We start from the raw sequence: 20968 nt of genomic DNA on the forward strand, positions 1-20968 counted from the left end.
CGGTTGCCAGATCAGTCCGGCGTCACAGCCAGGGGCGGCCCGCCGCCGTCACAGCCAAGGGCGGCCCGCCGCCGTCACAGCCAAGGGCGGCCCGCCGCCGTCACAGCCAAGGGCGGCCCGCCGCCGTGCCGTCCAACCCGAGGTGGCGCGCCAGCGTCGCCCCGACATCGGCGAAGGAGCTCCGGCGCCCGATCGCACCGGCGGTCCCGCCCGGCGCATGGGCCAGGATCGGCACGCATTCGCGCGTGTGGTCGGTGCCCGGGAACGTCGGGTCGTTGCCGTGGTCGGCGGTGATCACCAGGAGGTCGCCCGGCCGCAGCGCGGCGAGGATCTGCGGCAGGCGCCGGTCGAAGCGTTCGAGGCAGGCGGCGTAGCCGGCGGGATCGCGGCGGTGGCCGTGGTCGGAATCGAAGTCGACGAGGTTGGCGAAGGCGAAGCCGCCATCCGGCAGGGTGGCGAGCGCGCCCACGAGGTGGTCGACATTGGCGTCGTTGCCGTCGCCGTGATGCTCGATGCCGGTGTTGCGCCGCGCGAAGATGTCGGCGGTCTTGCCCACCGTCACGATCGCCCGGCCCGCCACGGCGGCCCGGTCGAGGACCGTGCCGGGCGGCGGCGGCATGGCGAAATCGCGGCGGTGGGCGGTGCGGCGGAAGCTCGCCGCGTCCCCGCCCGTGAAGGGGCGGGCGATGACCCGGCCGATGCGCAGCGGGTCGCAGAGCCGCCGCGCCACCGCGCAGGCCGCGTACAGCCTGTCGAGCCCGAACGCGTCCTCGTGGGCCGCGATCTGCAGCACGGAATCCACCGACGTGTAGAGGATCGGCAGGCCGCCCCGCAGCGAGGCCTCGCCGAGGTCGTCGATGATGGCCGTCCCCGAGGCGTGCCGGTCGCCGAGGATGCCGGACAGGCCGACCTCGGCGCAGAAGGCCGCCACGAGGTCCGGGGGGAAGCAGGGGTCGGTGCGGGGGAAATAGCCCCAGGGCTCGGGCACGGGCGTGCCGGCGAGTTCCCAATGGCCCGAGGGCGTGTCCTTGCCGGCCGACACCTCGATGCCGAAGCCCCAGCCGGCCCCCGGCGCCGGGTCGGCGGAAAGGCCCGGCGGCAGCCGGCCGCCGGCGGCGGCGGCGGCGGCGCCGAGGCCGAGCGCGTCGAGGTTCGGCAGGGCGAGCGGGCCCGCACGCAGGCCGGCGCGGTCCCCCCGCCCGGCCGCGCAGGCCTCCGCGATGTGGCCCAGCGTGTCGGCGCCGGCATCGCCGTAGGCTTCGGCATCGGGCGCGCCCCCGATCCCGACCGAATCCAGCACCAGGAGGACGGCGCGCGCCACCGCGCTACTGCGCCAGAATGCCGGGATCGCCGACCGCCTCGACGTCGAAGGCGGCGGAGAAGAGGGCGCGCGTATAGTCGCTCCGCGGGGCCGCGAAGACGTCCGCGGCGGGGCCGGCCTCGACGACGCGGCCCGCCTTCATCACGACGATGTCGGTGGCGAGCGCCCGCACGACCTTGAGGTCGTGGCTGATGAACAGGTAGGCGAGGCCGCGCCGCCGCTGCAGCTCGCGCAGCAGGTCGACGATCTGCGCCTGCACCGACATGTCGAGGGCGGAGGTGGGCTCGTCGAGCACCACGAACTTCGGCTCCAGCACCATGGCGCGGGCGATGGCGATGCGCTGGCGCTGGCCGCCGGAGAATTCGTGCGGGTAGCGGTCCATGCTGGCGGGGTCGAGCCCCGTGTCGGCGAGGGCCCGGGCGACGACCTCGCGCCGCTGCGCGTAGGGCATGCGGCGCCCGATGGTCAGCCCTTCCTCGACGATGCCGAAGACCGACAGCCGCGGCGACAGCGAGCCGTAGGGGTCCTGGAACACCACCTGGAGGTCGCGCCGCAGCGGCCGCAGGGCACGCCCGTCGAGCCCGTCGATGCGGCGGCCGAGATAGCTCACCGGCCCTTCCGAGCGGATGAGCCGCAGGATGGCGAGGCCGAGCGTGGTCTTGCCCGAGCCGGATTCGCCGACGACGCCCACGGTCTGGCCCTCGCGCACGTCGAGCGAGATGCCGTCCACCGCCTTCACGTGGCCCACGGTGCGGCGCAGGAAGCCGCGGCGGATGGGGAACCACACCTTGAGGTCCTCGGCCTTCAGGATCGAGGCGGCGGTGGGGTCGGCGGCCGGCGGCAGGCCCTTGGGCTCGGCGGCGAGCAGCATCTGGGTGTAGGCGTGTTGGGGCGCCCGGAACACGTCGGCGGTGGCGCCGGCCTCGACGATGCGGCCCTTCTGCATGACGCAGACGTCGTCGGCGATGCGCCGCACGATGCCGAGGTCGTGGGTGATGAACAGCATCGCCATGCCGAGCTTGGACTGCAGCTCCTTGAGCAGGCGCAGGATCTGGGCCTGCACGGTGACGTCGAGGGCGGTGGTGGGCTCGTCGGCGATGAGGAGGTCGGGCCGGTTGGCCAGCGCCATGGCAATCATGACGCGCTGGCGCTGGCCGCCGGACAGCTGGTGCGGGAAGGCCCCGAGCCGCGAGGCGGGGTCCGGGATGCCGACCTCGGCCAGCAGTTCCACGACGCGCGGGCGCAGCTTGGCGCCGCCCGACAGGCCGTGCAGTTCCAGGATCTCGCCGACCTGCATCTCGATCGTGTGCAGGGGATTCAGCGACGTCATGGGTTCCTGGAACACCATGGTGATGGCCTTGCCGCGAATGCGGCGCATCTCGGCCTCGGGCGCCGTGAGGAGGTTTCGCCCGGCGAACAGGATGCGGCCGCCCAGCACTTCGGCGCCGGACGCTTCCGACAGGCGGGCGATCGCCATGGCGGTGACGGATTTGCCGGAGCCCGACTCCCCCACCAGCGCCAGCGTGGCGCCGCGCTTCAGCGCGAAGGAGACGCCGTCCACCGCCCGCGTGGTCCGACCGCCCTGCGTGAAGCCGACCGCGAGATCCTCGACGGACAGCAGCGGGGCGGAGGTCGGGGCGTCGGTCAAATCGGGGGCTCTCCTGCGGAACGCCACACTTCCCCAATCCGGCCCGGCATCGCAAGCGGCAATCGACGCGGCTGGCCGACGCGGGCGCGAGCCCCTATGTCCAGCCCGACCACAGCGCGACGCGTTTTGCGAAGGACCCGACATGACCGATGCCGCCGGCAAGCCCGCCCTCGACGAGGACACGATCGCCTTCGCCGGCAAGGTGTTCCAGCTCGCCCGGCTGGGCCATGCGCCGGAACTCGCCGAGCTGCTGGCCGCCGGCCTTCCCGCCAACCTCCTGAACGACAAGGGCGACACGCTGCTGATGCTGGCCGCCTATCACGGCCATGCCGATGCCGTGCGGGCCCTGATGGCGCATGGCGCCGACCCGACCCTCGCCAACGACCGGGGTCAGGTGCCGCTCGCCGCGGCCGCCTTCAAGGGCTATGGCGCCGCCATCGAAGCCATGCTGGACGCGGGGGCGCCGGTCGACGGCTGCGGGCCGGACGGCAAGACCGCCCTGATGATGGCGGCCATGTTCGACCGGGTGGAGATGCTCGACCTGCTGCTGGAGCGCGGCGCCGCGGCCGGCGCGCGCGACGCCGCCGGCTTCACGGCCCTCGACCTCGCCGAGCGCATGGGCGCGACCCATACGGCGGCGAAATTGCGGCAGGGCTGACGGACACGGAGGGCGCCTCGCGCGTTCCCGCTTCGGCACGGCGGCCCGGGTCCTCCCCCGCCGCCCTGCCCATCCTTTTGAGACAGATGCCGCGCCTGCGGCACTCCGGGCGGGAGCCACCACGATGGAACCGATGAAGCCGATGGAACCCATGAAGCCCATGGAACCGATGAAGCCCATGGACGGCGGCGACGCCTGGTGGCCGAAGGACCTCGGCTCGCCCGCCTCCAGCGGCTCGCAGAACGGGATGCGCTACGCGTTCTTCCCGGACAAGAAGCGGCTGCTCGTCGAGACGGACGGCAAGGTGAAGACCTACGACAGCGGCGACCACAGGATCAGCGGCGTGCAGCAGGCCGGCGGTGGATCGGCAACCTTCTCGGACGCGAACGGAACCGTCGACCTGAAGGACCTCAAGGCCGTCGACTGACGGCGGCGTCCCGGGCCGCGGGGAGCCGGAAGGCTGCGGCGGCCCCGGCGAGGCTCGCCGCGGCGAGCAGGTCGGCGGGCGAGAGCGGGTCCCCGGTCAGGGCGGTGAGGGCGGTGGCGGCGAATTGCGAGAGCCCGCCGAACAGGCTGACCCCCACCGCGTAGACGATCGCCAGCCCCGTCGACCGGACACCGGCCGGCAAGGATTCCAGGATCATGCAGAGGCCGGCGGGCGCCCCCAGCGCGTTGAGCGCCGCGAGGGCGGCCGACACGGCGAGCAGGGCTGGCGTGCCCCCGCTCCCGGCCAGCCAGGCGAAGGCCGGCACCGCGATCGCCGCCATGCCGAGGCGGGACGCGAGCAGGGCCGGGCGCCGCCCCCACCGGTCCGCCAGCCGGCCGCCGAGCGGCGCGATCGCCAGGGTGGCGAGACCCGACCCGACGGCGGCCAGCAGGGCATCGGCCGCCGGCAGCTTCATGACGGTGATGCCGTAGGACGTGAGATAGCTCACGATGTAGAACGGCACCGATCCGCTGCAGATGACCAGGATGGCGGCCCCCAGTCGGCCGGGATGGGCCAGCACGGGCCGCAGCAGGGCGGACGGTGCCGGTCGCGCCCGGGGCACGGCCGCCGCGGCCGGCAGGGTCGCCCGGATCATCAGCCCCACCGGCAGGATGCCGAGCCCCAGCAGCATGGGGAGGCGCCAACCCCAGGTGTCGCGCGCTTCGGGCGGCAGCAGCGTCGTGGCGGCGATGCCGAAGGCCCCGGCCGCCAGGACCGCGACGCCGTGCATGGTGATCTGCCACGAGACCGCGCGGGCGCGCTGCCCCGGGCGGGCCGCCTCGAGGAGAAAGGTGGTGGAGGGTCCGATCTCGCCCCCGAGCGCGAAGCCCTGGACCAGCCGCCCCGCCACCATGAGGATCGGCGCGGCGGGGCCCAGCACCGCGTAGCCCGGCAGCGCCGCGACGGTCAGCGAGCCCAGCGCCATCAGCAGCACGGTCAGCAGCATGGCAGGCCGCGGGCCGCGCCGATCCGCATAGACGCCGAAGAACACCGAGCCGAGCGGTCGCGCCCCGAAACCGACGCCGAAGGCCGCCACCGACAGGAGCAGCGACGTCCAGGGCGAGAGGGCGGGGAAGAAGGTCCGGCCGATCGGCACCGCGAAGAAGCCGTAGACGGTGAAATCGTAGAACTCGAAACCGTTGCCGAGCGCGACGGCGGCGAGCTGCCGCCGGCTCAGCGCCACCAGCGGCGGCGCTGGATGGCTCGCAGCGCTCATCGGCTGACCTCGCTGGGCCAGCGCGCCAGTCGGGCGGCGAGGGACCGGGACGCGTTCAGCGCCGCTGCGGCCCGCGCTTCCCGGCGAAACTGGCCGGGCGCGACGCCGAAAGCCGCCCTGAAGGCGCGGTTGCCCTGGCTTTCGCTGGAAAAGCCCACGGCGTAGCACAGCGCCGCAATGCTGCGCGTCTCGCGATCGCTCCGCAGCGCCGCCCGCAACGTCTTCAGCCGGTGGATCGTGATCTGGCGCGCCACGCCGTCGAGGGGCGCGAAGGCCCGGTAGAGCGTGCTGCGGGACAGGCCGAGCGCGATGGCGATGCGGCCCGCGTCGAGCGTCGGATCGTGGAGATGGGCTTCGATGAAGCTCCGGGCCCGGAACAGCTGCAGGGCCAGCGCATCCTCCTGGGCATCGCGCGGCCCCGTGACGGCCGCCACGGCGCCCGCCAGCATCTCGGCCACGAAGGCGCCGCTCCTCAGGGTGACCTCGGGGCCGAGCCGGGTGGAATGGCGGATCAACGAATGGGCGAAGTCGCCCAGGAGGCCGACGGCGGCCCGCGGCAGGATCGTGCCGTGCAGGCTGCGCGCCTCCGGCAGGAGCACGGCGAGCTGCTCGCGCGCCAAGCTCAACGTGATGTAGTCGGCACGCTCGACGACGGTGGCCTGCGGGAGCGTCGTGTCGAACAGGACGGCATCGCCGGCCCCCATCCACTTCTCGTCGCCCGGCACCCCCGCCCCCATGCGCCCGGAGCGCAGGATCTGCAGCACGAAATGGTCGAACCCGTCGGTGCGGACCCGGGCGGCATCGCGCCGGTGGGACGCCCCGGTGATCTGGCGATCGAACAGCAGGAGCCCGGGCAGGCGGAAGCCCGCGATGCTGGCGCTGAAGGGCCCGGCGACGCGCGACACGGTCGAGCCGGATGCGTAGAGGTCGTGATAGGCGCCGAAGCCCTGCCGATCGCCGACCTCGAAGTCGAGGCGCTCCAGGACGCTCGGCGACATTTGGGTCAAGGCGGGTCTCTATGGCGCGTTGTGGATCGGCGTCGCGGCGCGGCGCGCGGGTCGCGGCCTGGACCGAGACGGCGGGCGACTGCGCCCATCGCGACGGGGAAGGCCCGCGCTCTACGTCGACACCCCCCGGCTGGTTCCGGACCGGCCCTTATGCAACGCAAGGCGGCGCCCGGCCGAGGGGCCGGGCGCCGCTTGGAGCCTGGAAGCGGGCGGGGCCGCTGGCCGTCGCCGGCGCGGCTTCAAGCGCCGCGCCGGCGCGGGCTCACGCGCCGCGCGGGAAGTTGACCACCCGGCCCTCGTCGCCGCCGCCGACCTCGTCGACCGCGGCACCGTGGCCGGCGATCCGCAGCCCGTCGCGCCCCGTCGTCACCGGCACCACGGTCCCGTCCATCACCTCGCCCGACAGGATCAACTCGGCCAGCGGATCCTGCACGGCCTTCTGGATCACGCGCTTCAGCGGGCGCGCGCCATAGGCCGGGTCGAACCCCTTGTCGGCCAGCCAGGCGCGGGCCGCGGGGTCGAGCTCCAGGGTGATCTTGCGATCGACGAGGAGCTTCTGCAGCCGGCCGAACTGGATGTCGACGATGGCCGCCATGTTCTCCCGGCGCAGCCGGTGGAACAGGATGATCTCGTCGACGCGGTTGAGGAACTCGGGCCGGAAGTGGCCCCGCACCACGCCCATCACGTCGTCCCGGACCTTGGCGGTGTCCTCGCCGTCCTTCTGGGCCGCGAGATAGTCCGAGCCGAGGTTCGACGTCATGATGATGAGCACGTTGCGGAAGTCGACCGTGCGCCCCTGCCCGTCCGTCAGCCGCCCGTCGTCGAGCACCTGCAGCAGGACGTTGAACACGTCCGGATGCGCCTTCTCGATCTCGTCGAACAGCACCACCTGGTAGGGCCGCCGCCGCACCGCCTCGGTGAGGGCGCCGCCTTCCTCGTAGCCGACATAGCCGGGAGGCGCGCCGATCAGCCGGCTCACGGAGTGTTTCTCCATGTATTCCGACATGTCGATCCGCACCATGGCGGTGTCGTCGTCGAAGAGGAACGACGCCAGCGCCTTGGTCAGCTCCGTCTTGCCGACGCCGGTCGGCCCGAGGAACATGAACGAGCCGATCGGCCGGTTCGGGTCCTGGAGCCCGGCCCGGGCGCGGCGCACCGCGGTCGAGATCGATTTCACGGCATCGGCCTGGCCGACCACGCGCCGGCCCAGCGCCGCCTCCATGGCGAGGAGCTTGTCGCGCTCGCCCTGCAGCATCTTGTCGACCGGCACGCCCGTCCAGCGCGACACGACCTGGGCGATGTTGTCGGCCGTCACGGCCTCCGACACCAGCACCTCGGCGCCCTTGGCCTCCACCTCGGCGAGCTTGCGCTCGAGGTCCGGGATGATGCCGTAGGTGAGCTCGCCGGCACGCTGGTATTCGCCGCGGCGCTGCGCCTGGACGAGTTCGTTGCGGGCCGCCTCGAGCTGCTCCTTCAGCTTCTGCGCGGTGCCGAGCTTGTCCTTCTCCGAGCGCCAGCGCAGCGTCAGGGCGTCGGACCGCTCCTGCAGGGCGCGGAGCTCGCCCTCAAGGCGGGCGAGCCTGTCCTGCGAGGCGGCGTCGGGCTCCTTCTTCAGGGCCTCGGCCTCGATCTTCAGCTGCACGATGCGGCGGTCGAGCTCGTCGAGTTCCTCGGGCTTGGAATCCACCTGCATGCGCAGCCGCGACGCGGCCTCGTCGACGAGGTCGATGGCCTTGTCGGGCAGGAAGCGGTCGGCGATGTAGCGGTTCGACAGGGTCGCGGCCGCCACGATCGCGGCATCGGTGATGCGCACGCCGTGGTGCAGCTCGTATTTCTCCTTGAGGCCGCGCAGGATCGAGATCGTGTCCTCGACGGTGGGCTCGGACACGAAGACGGGCTGGAAGCGGCGCGCCAGCGCGGCGTCCTTCTCGACGTGCTTGCGATATTCGTTCAGCGTGGTGGCGCCGACGCAGTGCAGCTCGCCGCGCGCCAGGGCGGGCTTCAACAGGTTCGAGGCGTCCATGGCGCCGTCCGCCTTGCCGGCCCCGACCAGCGTGTGCATCTCGTCGATGAACAGGATGATCGAGCCCGCCGCGGCCGTGACCTCGCTGAGCACGGCCTTCAGCCGCTCCTCGAACTCGCCCCGGTATTTGGCGCCCGCGATCAGCGAGCCCATGTCGAGCGACAGCAGGCGCTTGTCCTCGAGGCTTTCGGGCACGTCGCCGTTGACGATGCGCAGCGCCAGGCCCTCGACGATGGCGGTCTTGCCGACGCCGGGCTCGCCGATCAGCACCGGGTTGTTCTTGGTGCGGCGCGACAGGACCTGGATGGAGCGGCGGATCTCCTCGTCGCGGCCGATCACGGGGTCGAGCTTGCCGGCCCGCGCCGCCTCGGTGAGGTCGCGGGCGTATTTCTTCAGCGCGTCGTAGCCGTTCTCGGCCGAGGCGGAATCCGCCTTGCGGCCCTTGCGCAGGTCCTCGATGGCGCCGTTCAACGCCTGCGGCGTCACGCCGGCGGCGGCCAGGATGCGGCCGGCCTCGGCCGACTTGTCCATGGTGAGGGCGAGCAGCAGGCGCTCCACCGTGACGAAGCTGTCGCCGGCCTTGGTGGCGATGGATTCGGCCTCGCCGAAGAGCCGCGCCGTGGCGGGCGCGAGGTAGAGCTGGCCGGCGCCGCTGCCGCCAACCTTGGGGAGCTTGGCCAGCGCCGCCTCGGTCGCCTGCAGGGCGTCGCGCGAGCGGCCGCCAGCCTTGTCGATGAGGCCGGCCGAAAGCCCCTCCTCGTCGTCGAGCAGCACCTTGAGGACATGTTCGGGCGTGAACTGCTGGTGGCCTTCGCGGACCGCCAAGGACTGGGCGGACTGCACGAAACCGCGGGCGCGTTCGGTGAATTTCTCGAAGTTCATGGTTCTGGTCTCCATGGCGGCCCGGCCCCGAAGCGGCGCGGATCGTCCGATAAAGTGCGGCCCCGTTGCGGCGGCCGATCCTTCCCGATGTGGGGGCTTTTTCCGAGGGATTCCAGGCCGGCGGGAAGGACGGAGAGGAAAAATCCCGCTCCCGCCGCGGCCGGGGGCGGGTGTCGCGGGCCTGTCACGAGACCCGGCTAGCCGTGCCTTCCGTCGATGCCGCCATCTCCAAATGAGATGACGCCTGCCCGGGAGGCCCCGTGACCCCATCGCACAATCCGACCCTGGCCGGGGAGGCTTACAGCCCGGCTCTGGCCGGGGACGCTTACAGCCCGGCCCTGGCCGGCGAGACGGCGGCGCTGCCCCGCGCTTCGGTCAAGCGTGCCGTCGAACACGGTCGGCTCCTGTCGGCGCGCGGCCTGCAGGACCGGCTCTTCACCCTGGCGTTCAGCGGCCTCGTCTACGCGCAGATCTGGGAGGACCCGGCCATCGACATGGAGGCACTGGCGCTCCGGCCGACCGACCGCATGGTGACGATCGCGTCGGGCGGCTGCAACGTGCTGAGCTACCTGCTGGCCGACCCCGCCGCCATCACGGCCGTGGACCTCAACCGGCACCATGTGGCGTTGAACCGCCTGAAGCTCGCCGCCGCCGGCGCGCTCACCGACCACGCGGCCTTCTACGCGCTCTTCGGCCGGGGCCGCGGCCGGGGCAACCGCGACCTCTACCGCATGCGCCTGCGGCCGGCGCTCGACGCCGAAACGCGGGCCTACTGGGACGGGCGCGACGCCTGGGGCTTCCCGCGCCACGGCTACCTCGCCCGGGGGCTGCACCGCCACGGCCTGCTCGGCCGCTTCATCGCGGCCGGCCACGTCGTGGCGCGCCTGCACGGCGCGAACCTGTCGGCGGTGCTGCGGGCCCGGGACCTCGCCGGGCAGCGCGCCGCCTTCGACCGCCACGTGGCGCCGCTCTTCGACCGGCCGCTCGTGCGCTGGCTGAGCCACCGGCGCGCCGCCCTCTACGGGCTCGGCATCCCGCCCGCCCAATACGACGCGCTGGCCGCCGACGGCGGCACGGCCGGCATCGTGGGCGTGCTGCGCGCCCGGATGGAACGGCTCGCCTGCGACTTCGACGTGCGGGAGAACTATTTCGCCTGGGCCGCCTTCGCCCGCGGCTACAAGCCCGAGGGCGACGGGCCCGTGCCGCCCTATCTCGAGCGCCGGGCCTTCCCGCTGCTGCGGGCGCGGGCGGGACGCGTCGCGGTGCGCCACGCCAACATGATCGACCACCTGCGGGGCGAGCCCGACGGCAGCCTCGACGCCTATGTGCTGCTCGACGCCCAGGACTGGATGGACGACGCGACGCTGACGGCGCTGTGGCGCGAGATCACCCGCACGGCCCGGCCGGGCGCCCGCGTCATCTTCCGCACCGCCGCCGAGGAAAGCCTGCTGCCGGGCCGCCTGCCCGAGCCGCTGCTCGCCCGCTGGCACAGCGACCGGGCGCGCTGCCGCGACCTCACGGCGCGCGACCGCTCCGCCATCTACGGCGGATTCCACCTCTACACGCTGGCGCCCGGCCGGTGAGCGCCGCCGCCGACCCGGCTCCCGCGGCCGATCCCGCCGCCGCGGCCGATCCCGCCGCCGCGATGGACCGGATCTACCGGCGCCAGCGCGTCATCTACGACCTCACCCGGCGCCACTACCTGCTGGGCCGCGACCGGCTGATCGCCGACCTCGCCCCAGGCTCCGGGACCGTGCTGGAGGTGGGCTGCGGCACGGGCCGCAACCTCGTGGCGGCGGCGCGGCGCCACCCCGCGGCGCGGTTCTACGGCTTCGACGTCTCGCCCGCCATGCTGGAAACCGCCACGGCGGCGCTCGCCCGGGCCGGCCTCGGCGGGCGGGTGGAGATCGCCCAGGCCGATGCCACGGCGGTGGCGGCCGGCGCGCTCTTCGGCCGCCCGGGGTTCGACCGGGTCTTCATCTCCTACGTGCTCTCGATGATCCCGGACTGGCGCGCCGCGCTGGAGCGCGCCGCCGAGGCGCTGGCGCCCGGCGGCCGGCTGCTGGTGGTGGATTTCGGCCCGCAGGACGGGCTGCCGCGCGCCTTCGGGCGCGGGCTCTTCGCCTGGCTGGCGCTGTTCCACGTCCACCCCATCGGCGACCTGCCGGTGGCGCTCGGCGACCTCGCGGCCCGGCACGGGCTGGCGCTCGACTGCCGCAGCCTCCACCGGGGCTATGCCGTCTATGCGGTGCTCGAGCGGCCCGGGGCCTGACGCCGGTAGACCGCGCAGGCCGCCCCCTTGTAGGCGGCGAGGCCGGCCGGGCGGTAGCCGAGCTTCTCGGCCACCCGGATCGAGCGCGCGTGATCGGTCCTGATGATGCAGACCGTGGCGCGCCCCGCGAGATGGCGGTCGCTCCACGCCAGCGCGGCCCCGGCGGCCTCCGTGGCATAGCCCCGTCCCGCGACGGCGGCCGCCAGCGTCCAGCCGATCTCGGGCCCGTCGAGCGGCGGCACGATGGCGCGGCGGTAGTCGCCGAAGCCGACGTGGCCGATGTAGCGCCCCGTGTCCCGCTCCTCCACCGCCCAATAGCCGAAGCCCAGCACGGCCCAAAGGCCGGGGAAGCGCAGGAAGCGCGCGAAGGCTTCCTCCTCGTTGGCGGGCGCCGCCGAGATGAAGCGCGTCACCTCCGGGTCGGCCCACAGCGCGGCGCAGGGGGCGAAATCGTCGAGCCTGTGACCGCGCAGCACGAGGCGCGGGGTGTCGAGGGTGGGGACGGGCGAATCGGCGATGGCGATGGGAAGCTCCCCGGCGTCGGCCTGCGGTCCCCGACTATCGCCCGGTCCGGGGCGGGCGCCAACACGTCGAGGCCGGGACGCAGGGCTCCGAACTCGGGTTGATCTGGAACCGTCGGGAGAGCCCTTCTCCCGACGGCGGGAGAAGGTGGCGCCGCGCAGCGGCGTCGGATGAGGGCGGGGGAGCACCGCGCATCGTCCGTGTATCGAGCCCTTGTGGCGTTTCAGCCCGTCGTGACCCCTCATCCGGCGCTTCGCGCCACCTTCTCCCCCAGAGGGGAGAAGGGCGAAGCGGCACCGTCGACCTGAATTCGGAGCCCTAGGCCAGAACGGAAGCGTTGGCCCTCGACATCACGCCACCACGGTTCGTCCCGGCTTGGAATGGCTCCATCCCGCCGGTTCCCCATCCTGCGCATTGCGCGTCCTGATACGGCTCGCATGCAGCGTGGTCTGCCGGATGGAGCGCAGGGGGGTGAGACGGGGTAGGCTGCGGAGTTCGACGGCCTCGTCATCCAGCGCGCCGGGAAGGTCGTCGGGAACGTCCAGGCCCGACGGCACCACGGCCCGGCGCGACACCCACATGCCGACAGCGTCGATGTCCTCGAAGCCACAGGCCGGCAGGGCGTAGCGGTAGAGGACCGCGGCCCGGAGCCTGTCGCGCCAATCGTCCTCGATGAAGGCGATGGCCCGACAGCTGCGGCCGCCGAACCAGGCGTCGCGGTCCTCCGGGCTCGTCGTGTCGGTGGGCCAGATCACGGTGCGGGGGCATTCGCGGGGGGAGAGGTAGAGCAGGCCGTGGCGACTGTCGGTCGCCCAGACCAGCGGCCCGTTGAGCCAGGCACGGTCGGGGCCGCGGTCCACGGCGACGCGCAGGGTGCGCGGCACGAAGACCGCGATGCCGGGATCGTCGCCGAAGTGGAACAGACTCATGGCGATGGAACGCGCCGCAAGGATCTCGCGAGCATGATCTGAGCAGAAGGTAATTCCAATAGCCAATTGTTCTGCCGGAGCCGGTGCCCGACGGTGCCGCCTCCGCCCGCTCCCGTCCGCGCGAGAAGGGCGCCCTACGTCTCCGGTCCGCCCAGCACCAGCCGCAGCGCGCGGGCGAGCTCGTCCCGCCGGTAGGGCTTGTTGAGAACCGGCAGCTCGCCGTGGCCGATGACCTGGCCCTCGTCGAGGTCGGCGACATAGCCGGAGGTCAGCAGCACCTTGAGGCCGGGGCGGAGGCGCTGGGCCTCGGCGGCGAGCTGCGAGCCGTTCATGCCGCCCGGCATCACCACGTCGGAGAACAGCACGTCGACCCGCCCGGCGCTGGCGAGCCGCTCCAGCGCCTCGGCGGCGTTGCGGGCCACGACGACGCGGTACTGCAGCTCCTCCAGGCTTTCCACCGCCATGCCCAGCACCTGTTCGTCGTCCTCGACGAGCAGCACGGTCTCGCCCTCGGCGGCGCGGCGCAGCGGGGTGGCGCCGGCGCCCCCGGTCCCCGCCTCCTCGGCCGCGGGGTCGCTCGAGCGCGGCAGGCACAGGCTGATGGTGGTGCCGACGCCGACCTCGGACTCGATCTCGACGAAGCCCTTGGCGCTGCGGGTGAAGCCGTAGACCTGGCTGAGGCCGAGCCCCGTCCCCTTGCCGACGTCCTTGGTGGTGAAGAAGGGCTCGAAGACGCGCTGCAACGTGTCGGGCGGGATCCCGACGCCGGTGTCGCTGACCGACACCACCACGTAGGGCCCCGGCGCCACCCCCTTGTCGGCGACCGCCGCCATGCCGAGGTGGAGGTTGCGGCTCCGCACCGCGATGCGGGCCGGCGCCGTCGTCGCCTCGGTGGCGTCGCGGGCGTTGACGATGAGGTTGAGCACGGCGGACTCGAACTGCGCCGGGTCGATGCGGACCGGATCGATGGCGGGATCGAGGTCGAAGACGAGCTCGGCCGTCCCGGCCGCGGCACGCTCGGCGAGGGAGCGGAAATCGAGCAGCAGGCGGTTGGGGTTCAGCGTCTGCGGCCGCAGCATCTGGCGGCGCGAGAAGGCGAGGAGCTGCTGGGTCAATTGTTCGCCGCGCCGCGCCGCCCCCATGGCGGCCTCGGCCAGCCGCTTCACCCGCTCGCCCTGTTCGGGGCGGCGCAGGATCATGTCGAGGCCGCCGACGATCACGGTGAGGAGGTTGTTGAAGTCGTGCGCCACGCCCCCGGTGAGCTGGCCGATGGCTTCCATCTTCTGCGCCTGGCGCAGCGCTTCCTCGGTCAGCCGCTGGTCGCTGCGGTCCATGACGATGCCGGCCATGCGGCTCGGCCGGCCGGCGGCGTCGTATTTCAGCCGGCCCTTCAGGTTGATCCAGCGCACGACGCCGTCGTGGCGCTCGATGCGGCATTCGAGGTCGAGCGACCCCGTTTGGAAGGCGGCCTCGGAGGCTTCCGCGACGAGCGGCAGGTCCCGCTCCACCACATGAGCGAGGAAGCTCTGCCAGCCCCAGGCGTCGAGCGGGGCGGCATAGCCGAAGAGGGCGTCGTGCTGGGGCGAGCGGCGCGCCCTGTCCGTGTCGAGATCGAGGTCCCAGGAGCCCATGCCGGCGGCATCGAGGGCGAATTCCAGCGTTTCGCGCGCCGCTTCGAGTTCCACGGTCCGCTCCCCCACGCGCCGTTCGAGGTGGAGGTTGGCGAAGCGGAGCTCCTCCTGGGCGCGCTCCCGCTCGTGGATGTGCCGGCGGGCCTGGTACTGGCGCTGGCGGGCCCGCAGCGCGGAGGCCGCCGCGCTGGCCAGCGTTTCGGCGTTGATGGGCCGCTCCAGCAGCACGACGTTGCCGAGCCGGGCCAGCAGGGCCGAGGCGCGCCCGGACCGGCGGCCGGCCTGCCGGGTGGCGAGGACGATGAAGGGGAAGTCGGACCAGGGCGGCTGCGCGTCGAGCCAGGCGGCGAAGCCCGACATGTCGCGTTCCGCCAGCGTTTCTTCCGTGACGATGGCGGCGCCCGCCCCCTCCCGCAGGCCGGCCAGCCAGGCCGCCAGGTCCGGGCAGGCCCGCGTCGCGACCCCGGCGCGGTGCAGCACCTGCTCGATCACGGCGGCGTCGCGACCCCGGGGCGCCAGGACGAGGACGCGGTCCTCGCCGTCCGCGAAGAGGCTCACGGCGCGGCGTCGCGCGCGGTGTCGTGTGCGGAGGCCTCGCCGGGCAGCATGGCGATCCGCCCCCGATAGGCCGGCAGCCCCGTCAGCACGCCTTCGAAATCTCCGAGGGCCTGGCCGACCTGCAGGCCCTGGCTGGTCAGGCGCAGCTCGCGGATGGTGCGCTCATGCGCGTTGACGCGGCTCTTCACCACCGCCAGCGCCGTCCTGACCTGGCCGGCGGCCTCGAAGAAGCGGAACAGCAGGATGCAGTCGCTGAGGTAGCTGAGGTCGACGTCGCTGCGCACCTCGCCGACGACGCCGTGCTGGCCGAGCGCCAGCAGCGTGGTGACGCCCTGCTGGTTCAGGTAGCTCAGCAGCTCGTGCATCTGCAGGATGAGGAACTCCTCGCCCGGCATGGCGTGCAGGTAGGCGTTGAGGCTGTCGATGACGACGAAGCGCGAGCCGCGGTCTTCGACGGCCGCCTTGACCCGGGCGGAGAACTCGCCCGGCGACAGTTCCGCGGGGTCGATCTGCAGGATGGTCAGAAGCCCGCTGGCGACGTGGGGGGCGAGGTCGAGCCCCAGCGCGGCCGAGCGGGCGAGCAGCGTCGCCAGGCCCTCGTCGAAGAGGTAGTAGGTGGCGGGCTCGCCCCGCTCCAGCGCCGCCAGCATGCAGCGCACGCCCGTCGTGGTCTTGCCGACGCCGGAGGGGCCCAGCAGCAGCGTGTTGGTGCCCGGCACGAGGCCGCCGCCGAGCAGCAGGTCGAGCTCCGGCGAGCCCGTGCCGCGGGCCGTGGGATCGAAGCGCGCGTGGTGTTCGGCCGCGACCAGGCGCGGGAACACCCGCACGCCGCCCGTCTCGAGGTTGAAGTCGTGGTAGCCGCCCCGGAACTTGATGCCGCGCATCTTGACGACGCGCAGGCGGCGGCGCTCCGGCCCGAACTGGCGGGGCGCCTGTTCGAGCGAGACGACGCCATGGGCGATGCTGTGGAGCTGCAGGTCGCCCGGCTCGGACGTCCGGTCGTCGAGCATCAGCACCGTGCAGCTCCGGCGGGAGAAGAACTGCTTCAGGGCCAGGATCTGGCGCCGGTAGCGCAGGGGGTTCTGCGCCAGCAGCCGCAGCTCCGACAGGCTGTCGAACACGACGCGGGCCGGCCGGATCTCGTCGACGCGGGCGATCACCTCGCGCACGGTTTCGCCGAGCTCGATCTCGGAGGGATGCAGGATCGTCTGCTCGCTGTCGGGGTCGAGGCCCATCTCGCTGACGAGCTCGAAGACGTCGACGGCGTCGAGCGACCAGCCATGCGTGGCGGCGGCGGCCCGCAGCTCCTCGCCGGTCTCCGACAGGGTGACGTAGAGCGGGCGCTGCCCCTCGGCGGCGCCTTCGAGCAGGAACTGCAGCGCGAGCGTCGTCTTGCCGGTGCCGGGCGTGCCTTCGAGCAGGTAGAGCCGGTCCGGCGTCAGGCCGCCGCCGAGGATGTCGTCGAGCCCCGGCACGCCGGTCGAGATGCGGCCCCGCGGCAGGGGCGGCAGGTCGTCGGCCTGCCCATCGCTTGCTTCGGTCATCACGCCCCCGTCCAACCCGCCCGCACCGGGCCGGCGCATCGTCCAACGTCGTCCCCCGGCTCCCTATGCGATCTTCCCCGGCCCCGTCCAGGGGCGCGGGACCGCAGGGGGCGGCAAGACCGCAGGGGGCGGCAAGACCGCGAGCGGCCCCGCACAGGAGCTTGTGCGGCCCCGGCCGATCGCCCTATGGATCGCCCGGGACCAGGACGGAACGGACGATGACCGACGAGATCCACTCTTACGAACCCGCCCGGGGCCACGGCCTGGCCCACGACCCGTTCAACGCCATCGTGGGGCCGCGACCCATCGGCTGGATCTCGACGGTCGACGGCGACGGCCGCCGCAACCTCGCCCCCTACAGCTTCTTCAACGCGTTCAACTACGTGCCGCCGATCGTAGGCTTCTGCTCCATCGGCGCCAAGGACAGCCTGCGCAACGCCGAGGCGACCGGCGCCTTCGCCTGGAACCTCAGCACGCTGCCGCTGGCCGAGGCCATGAACGCCTCCTGCGCGGCGGTCGGACCGGGGGTGGACGAGTTCGCGCTGGCCGGCCTGACGCCGGCGCCGTCGCGGCTGATCGCGGCGCCCCGCGTCGGCGAGAGCCCGGTGTCGTTCGAGTGCCGGCTGACCCAGGTCGTCCGGCTCAGGACCGCCGAGGGCCGCGAGGTCGACAGCTGGATGGTGTTCGGCGAGGTGGTGATGGTGCACATCGCCCGGCGCCTCCTCAAGGACGGCGTCTATCAGACGGCGGCGGCCGAGCCGATCCTGCGCGGCGGCGGCCCGGGCGACTATTTCAGGATCGGCGAGGACCAGAAGTTCGTGATGCTGCGCCCGCGCGCCTGACCTTCGGCCTGACGGCCGGAGCGCGCGGCCTCACCCGCCCGCCGGACCGATGGCGTCCCAATAGGACCAGCCCCAGTCGCAGCTCCGGCGGCAGCGCGTTTCGGCGATGACGGAGCGGAGGCCGGGCGGCAGGTCGAGGTCGGCCGATTGCGGGCCGCGGTCGCCCGCCACGGCCGCCGGGTCGAGGCAGCGCGTCCACAGCGGGGGCGCGCCGGGCGCGGGGGCGATGGCGAAGCACACGCCCTCGGTCCGGCCCTCGGTGAAGGCGCCGTCGTAGAGGCCGAAGCCGACGTGCAGGCGGCGCACGCCCTCGGCCGGCACCGTGAGGTCGGTCGGCGCCGGCGCCGACAGCTTCTCGCCGTCGAGGTCGGCGGAGCGGCCCATCGCCCGGACGCTGCGCAGCCAGGGGACGGCGCGGTCGAGCGCGGCCCGGAGCGGCGCCGCTTCCGGGCTCGGCGGGGTTTCGGGCACGGTGACGGCCCGCAGCTCCACCGCCATCGTGCCGGCGTAGAAGAGGCGCGCCAGGCGCGAGCCGCCCACCTCGAACCCGGTGACCTCGGCCCCCCCCGCCTCGGCGCCGTGGCCGTCGGCGAGTTCGGCGAAACCATCGGCATCGCCGACGACGGGGGACAGCAGGAAGCCGCCCGCCGCCAGCGCCGGGATGAAGCGCGACGAGCGGGTGGCGCCGCCCGCCAGCGTCACCCGCAGGCTGAGGGCCGGCGGCCGGAACAGCAGGGCGGCGAGCCGCCCCAGCAGGGTTTCGCCCACGGTGATGCGGGCGAAGACCGGCCCGCGGGTCGGCAGCGCCACGGGCTCGCCGAGCCGGGCCGCGAGCCGCACCGGCGGCCCGAGCACGTCGGGCAGCGGCGCCGCCCGGCGCTTCAACGCCACCCAGTCGCCGATCTTCAGCGTGGGCTCGTAGCGCTCCAGCAGCGCCGGCCACAGCGCGCCCTCCGTCATGGCGGGGTAGCGGTCGTCGAGGCCGCCGGGGCCGAAGATCACCCAATCGGGCGCCGTGGGCCCGCCGTAGAACCGCGCGTTGGCGGCGATCAGCCCCGCCGTATAGGTCGAATATTCCTGGAAGCTCGGCCGCGGCCGATAGTCGAGGCGGTTCGCCAGCACGGCGCTCTGGGCCGACGGCACGGTGTCGACGCCGCCGGCGAGCGCCGGCAGGGGCTGGGCGGTGCGGATCGCCTCGAAGGCCGCCGCCTTGGCCTGCCGGGCCTCGGCGGCGAAGCGCGCGGGCGAGCGCAGGAACCGGCCCCAGGCGTCGATCTCGGTGACGAGCTGCACCCGCATGTCGCCGTAGATCTCGGGAAGCTGTTCGGGCTGCCGGTCCGTGGCGGCGAGGAGGAACAGCGGCGCCACGACCCACAGAACGGCCAGCGCCGCCGCCCCGAGCGCCGCGGCGCCCGCCGGGGAGCGCCGCAGCACGGGGCCGACGGCGAGCGCGAGGGCGGCCAGGCCGAGCAGCGACCAGGCGATCTGCGGGTGGGTGTCGGCCCGGACGAAGCCGGCCTTGAGGGCCAGCACGAGGGCGACGGAGCAGCCCAGCGCCGCGCTCGTCCGCCCCCAGCCGCCGGGGGGGCCGCACAGGGCCGCCACTGCGACCAGCCCGGCGGCGGCCGCCAGATAGGCCAGGATCTCGCCGCGGGCGGCCGGCAGGTACATGGCTTCGCCGTAGCCCGCCGCCACCTGGCCCTGCAGGTCGAGATAGGCCGGCAGGTCGGCGAGGCGCTGCCCGCAGGCCAGGAAGGCAGCGAGGGCCGCGCCGAGGACCACCGGCACGAGGAGCGGCCAGCGCCGGCGGGCCAGCACGGCCCGGGCATCGGCCAGGACCGCGAGGCCGAGCGCCAGGACGCCGTAGCTCGTCTTGGCGAGGGCCAGGACGCCGAGCAGGGCGAAGCCGGACAGCACGGCGGCCCGCGCCGCGCGGTGCCGCGGCGGCCGCGACAGATCCAGCAGCAGCAGCGCCACGGCGAGCGCGAAATAGAAGCTGTCCTGGTCCTGGGCGAGGTCGGCGGCGAGGCCGGCGGCGGTGCCGAGCGCCGCCAGGCCGACGAGGAGGCCGCCCCGCGCCCGGCCGGCGACGGCGAGGCCAGCCAGGCAGGCGACGGCGCCGCCGCCGGCCAGCGCCACCGCCAGCAGCACGGGCAGGTCCCGAACGAGATAGCCGTCGGTGAAGTAGCGCGTCACCAGGGCCGAGGCCGGCCCGTAGGTGAAGGCGAGGTCGACGCCCCAGCGCGCCGGGCGCGTCGCCGCCTCGCCCAGCACCGCCACCCAGGAGGCGTCGAGCCCACCCGAGGGAAAGCCGATCGACAGGGGACGGAGCACGAAGACCAGCGTGGCCACCGCCACGGTCAGCCAGGCCACGAGGACCGCGGCGCCAGGCCCGGTCCCCCTCACGTCGCCCCTCGCCACCCCGCGCCTCCCCGCCGTCCGCGCCGCCTGCGCCCTCCGCGCCCTCTGGCGCCGGCGGCCTGCATAGCGGGTCGGGGCCGCGCAGGGCAAACGGCCGGGGCGAGCCGGCGCTCACCGGGCGTCGCCCCGTCGCCGCGCGGGCTTGGCGCCGGCGGCATCGCGGGCGCTGTCGCCCGTGCCCCGGACCTGGACGATGCGCTGCAGCGTGTCGAACCAGAACGGGGCGCCGAACAGGGAGGCGGCGGCGACCGTCAGCCAGCCCAGCACCATCCAGGTCAGGCCGAACGGCGAGGACCGCCGGCCGTCGACGTCCCAATCCACCCAGCCGATCAACGTGGCCTTGTCGAGGAGCCCGATGGCGTCCGTCGGGCTCGGAAGCACCGTCGGCCGGACGCCGAGTTCGCTGACCAGCGCCGGCCGATGCCAGATGGCCTCGGCCAGGTGGAAGGCATCGGCGTTGAGGACGACGCAGATCGCCAGGGCGGCCGCGAAGGCGATGGCCTGGGTGTCGCGCTTGTACCAGCCGCTCAGCCGGTCCATCGCGGCATCGAACCAGGCGCCGACCGCCGCCTGGAACTTCGCCGCGTCGCCGTCGGCCTGCGCGAGAAGCGCCGTGAGGGCGGCCCGGAGCTGGGCGTCGGGGATGGCGGCGATGGTGGCGGCCAGGGACTGGCCACCGGTCCCGGCGTCGAGGATGTCCAGGAAGGCGATCGAGAACTGCCTCGTCTCGATGTAGGCGGGCTGCTGCGACAGTTGCCTGACGGTGTCTGCCTTGCCGCTGGCGAGCGGATTGAGGATCGCGTGATTGTAGAGGTCACGGGCGAGGCCCGTGAAGTCCTTGTCGTTCACCAGGGCCTGGATGCCCTGCCGCAGCGTGGTTTGGCGCAGCTTGAACGCGGAGCCGATCGCCTCGGTCACCGCGCTCGCCGCCAGGCTGACGCCCATGAAGGTGAAGACCAGCCCGATGACGACGTCGAGGATCGCACTGTTGAACATCGGCCCGGGCC

General features: G+C 73.6%; 16 protein-coding genes. 5 read left to right on the forward strand and 11 right to left on the reverse strand.

Translation table 11 applies throughout. From position 1 onward, the window contains the following. Positions 1-100: 100 nt before the first annotated feature. Positions 101-1321, reverse strand: coding sequence for a phosphopentomutase (locus D3272_RS01630; RefSeq protein WP_129217320.1), 1221 nt, complete (start codon positions 1319-1321; stop codon positions 101-103). A gap of 4 nt (positions 1322-1325) precedes the next feature. Beyond that, positions 1326-2969, reverse strand: coding sequence for an ABC transporter ATP-binding protein (locus D3272_RS01635; RefSeq protein ID WP_245496318.1), 1644 nt, complete (start codon positions 2967-2969; stop codon positions 1326-1328). 142 nt (positions 2970-3111) lie between these two features. Between D3272_RS01635 and D3272_RS01640 the strand changes: the two genes are divergently transcribed. Both D3272_RS01640 and D3272_RS01645 read left to right on the forward strand, forming a co-directional pair. Beyond that, positions 3112-3627, forward strand: coding sequence for an ankyrin repeat domain-containing protein (locus tag D3272_RS01640; RefSeq protein WP_129217322.1), 516 nt, complete (start codon positions 3112-3114; stop codon positions 3625-3627). A 151-nt stretch (positions 3628-3778) separates the two neighbouring features. Further along, positions 3779-4054, forward strand: coding sequence for a hypothetical protein (locus tag D3272_RS01645; RefSeq protein ID WP_342634157.1), 276 nt, complete (start codon positions 3779-3781; stop codon positions 4052-4054). Here D3272_RS01645 and D3272_RS01650 read toward each other — a convergent pair. The 3 genes from D3272_RS01650 to clpB form a co-directional block, all read right to left on the reverse strand. Continuing rightward, positions 4038-5330, reverse strand: coding sequence for an MFS transporter (locus D3272_RS01650; RefSeq protein ID WP_129217324.1), 1293 nt, complete (start codon positions 5328-5330; stop codon positions 4038-4040). The genes D3272_RS01645 and D3272_RS01650 overlap by 17 nt on opposite strands. Continuing rightward, complete coding sequence (locus D3272_RS01655; RefSeq protein ID WP_245496336.1) at positions 5327-6328, reverse strand: helix-turn-helix domain-containing protein; 1002 nt, start codon at positions 6326-6328, stop codon at positions 5327-5329. Before D3272_RS01655 ends, D3272_RS01650 begins: the two co-directional genes overlap by 4 nt. A 271-nt stretch (positions 6329-6599) precedes the next feature. Continuing rightward, the gene (gene clpB, locus D3272_RS01660; protein WP_129217326.1) at positions 6600-9242 is read right to left on the reverse strand and encodes an ATP-dependent chaperone ClpB; all 2643 of its coding nucleotides are present in this window, start codon (positions 9240-9242) and stop codon (positions 6600-6602) included. Positions 9243-9502: 260 nt separating this feature from the next. Here clpB and D3272_RS01665 point away from each other — a divergent pair, with 260 nt between their 5' ends. Together D3272_RS01665 and D3272_RS01670 are read left to right on the forward strand one after the other, a co-directional pair. Then, positions 9503-10825 (forward strand): BtaA family protein, encoded by a 1323-nt coding sequence (locus tag D3272_RS01665; RefSeq protein ID WP_245496319.1) that lies wholly within the window; start codon positions 9503-9505, stop codon positions 10823-10825. Then, positions 10822-11514 carry a class I SAM-dependent methyltransferase gene (locus D3272_RS01670; protein WP_428977954.1) on the forward strand — a complete coding sequence of 231 codons (693 nt, stop codon included), beginning with the start codon at positions 10822-10824 and terminating at the stop codon, positions 11512-11514. The genes D3272_RS01665 and D3272_RS01670 overlap by 4 nt, the downstream gene beginning before the upstream one ends. On the opposite strand, the gene D3272_RS27815 is transcribed toward D3272_RS01670, so the two are convergent. The 4 genes from D3272_RS27815 to D3272_RS01690 form a co-directional block, all read right to left on the reverse strand. Continuing rightward, a complete protein-coding gene (locus D3272_RS27815) occupies positions 11484-11990 on the reverse strand; it encodes a GNAT family N-acetyltransferase (protein ID WP_245496320.1) in 507 nt (168 codons plus the stop codon). The genes D3272_RS01670 and D3272_RS27815 overlap by 31 nt on opposite strands. 396 nt (positions 11991-12386) lie before the next feature. Further along, complete coding sequence (locus D3272_RS01680; protein WP_129217328.1) at positions 12387-12965, reverse strand: DUF6886 family protein; 579 nt, start codon at positions 12963-12965, stop codon at positions 12387-12389. A gap of 134 nt (positions 12966-13099) precedes the next feature. Beyond that, on the reverse strand, positions 13100-15154 hold the full coding sequence (locus D3272_RS01685; protein WP_129217329.1) for an ATP-binding protein: 2055 nt from the start codon (positions 15152-15154) through the stop codon (positions 13100-13102). Next, positions 15151-16698, reverse strand: coding sequence for an ATPase domain-containing protein (locus D3272_RS01690; protein ID WP_129217330.1), 1548 nt, complete (start codon positions 16696-16698; stop codon positions 15151-15153). Before D3272_RS01690 ends, D3272_RS01685 begins: the two co-directional genes overlap by 4 nt. A gap of 218 nt (positions 16699-16916) precedes the next feature. Here D3272_RS01690 and D3272_RS01695 point away from each other — a divergent pair, with 218 nt between their 5' ends. Continuing rightward, positions 16917-17540, forward strand: a complete 624-nt coding sequence (locus tag D3272_RS01695) for a flavin reductase family protein (RefSeq protein WP_129217331.1) — start codon at positions 16917-16919, stop codon at positions 17538-17540. A gap of 30 nt (positions 17541-17570) precedes the next feature. Here D3272_RS01695 and D3272_RS01700 read toward each other — a convergent pair whose 3' ends face one another. Both D3272_RS01700 and D3272_RS01705 read right to left on the reverse strand, forming a co-directional pair. Next, the gene (locus D3272_RS01700) at positions 17571-19946 is read right to left on the reverse strand and encodes a hypothetical protein (RefSeq protein WP_129217332.1); all 2376 of its coding nucleotides are present in this window, start codon (positions 19944-19946) and stop codon (positions 17571-17573) included. A 126-nt stretch (positions 19947-20072) separates the two neighbouring features. Further along, complete coding sequence (locus D3272_RS01705) at positions 20073-20957, reverse strand: hypothetical protein (protein WP_129217333.1); 885 nt, start codon at positions 20955-20957, stop codon at positions 20073-20075. Positions 20958-20968: the final 11 nt, after the last annotated feature.

Source organism: Lichenibacterium ramalinae (assembly GCF_004137085.1).
GTDB classification, from domain to species: Bacteria; Pseudomonadota; Alphaproteobacteria; order Rhizobiales; family Beijerinckiaceae; genus Lichenihabitans; species Lichenihabitans ramalinae.

Bases quoted from the DNA above. Each gene is read 5' to 3' on its own strand.
- D3272_RS01655 (WP_245496336.1), bottom strand. From the start codon at position 6,328: ATGTCGCCGAGCGTCCTGGAGCGCCTCGACTTCGAGGTCGGCGATCGG.
- D3272_RS01640 (WP_129217322.1), top strand. From the start codon at position 3,112: ATGACCGATGCCGCCGGCAAGCCCGCCCTCGACGAGGACACGATCGCC.
- clpB (WP_129217326.1), bottom strand. From the start codon at position 9,242: ATGAACTTCGAGAAATTCACCGAACGCGCCCGCGGTTTCGTGCAGTCC.
- D3272_RS01650 (WP_129217324.1), bottom strand. From the start codon at position 5,330: ATGAGCGCTGCGAGCCATCCAGCGCCGCCGCTGGTGGCGCTGAGCCGG.
- D3272_RS01645 (WP_342634157.1), top strand. From the start codon at position 3,779: ATGAAGCCCATGGAACCGATGAAGCCCATGGACGGCGGCGACGCCTGG.
- D3272_RS01695 (WP_129217331.1), top strand. From the start codon at position 16,917: ATGACCGACGAGATCCACTCTTACGAACCCGCCCGGGGCCACGGCCTG.
- D3272_RS01705 (WP_129217333.1), bottom strand. From the start codon at position 20,957: ATGTTCAACAGTGCGATCCTCGACGTCGTCATCGGGCTGGTCTTCACC.
- D3272_RS01680 (WP_129217328.1), bottom strand. From the start codon at position 12,965: ATGAGTCTGTTCCACTTCGGCGACGATCCCGGCATCGCGGTCTTCGTG.
- D3272_RS01690 (WP_129217330.1), bottom strand. From the start codon at position 16,698: ATGACCGAAGCAAGCGATGGGCAGGCCGACGACCTGCCGCCCCTGCCG.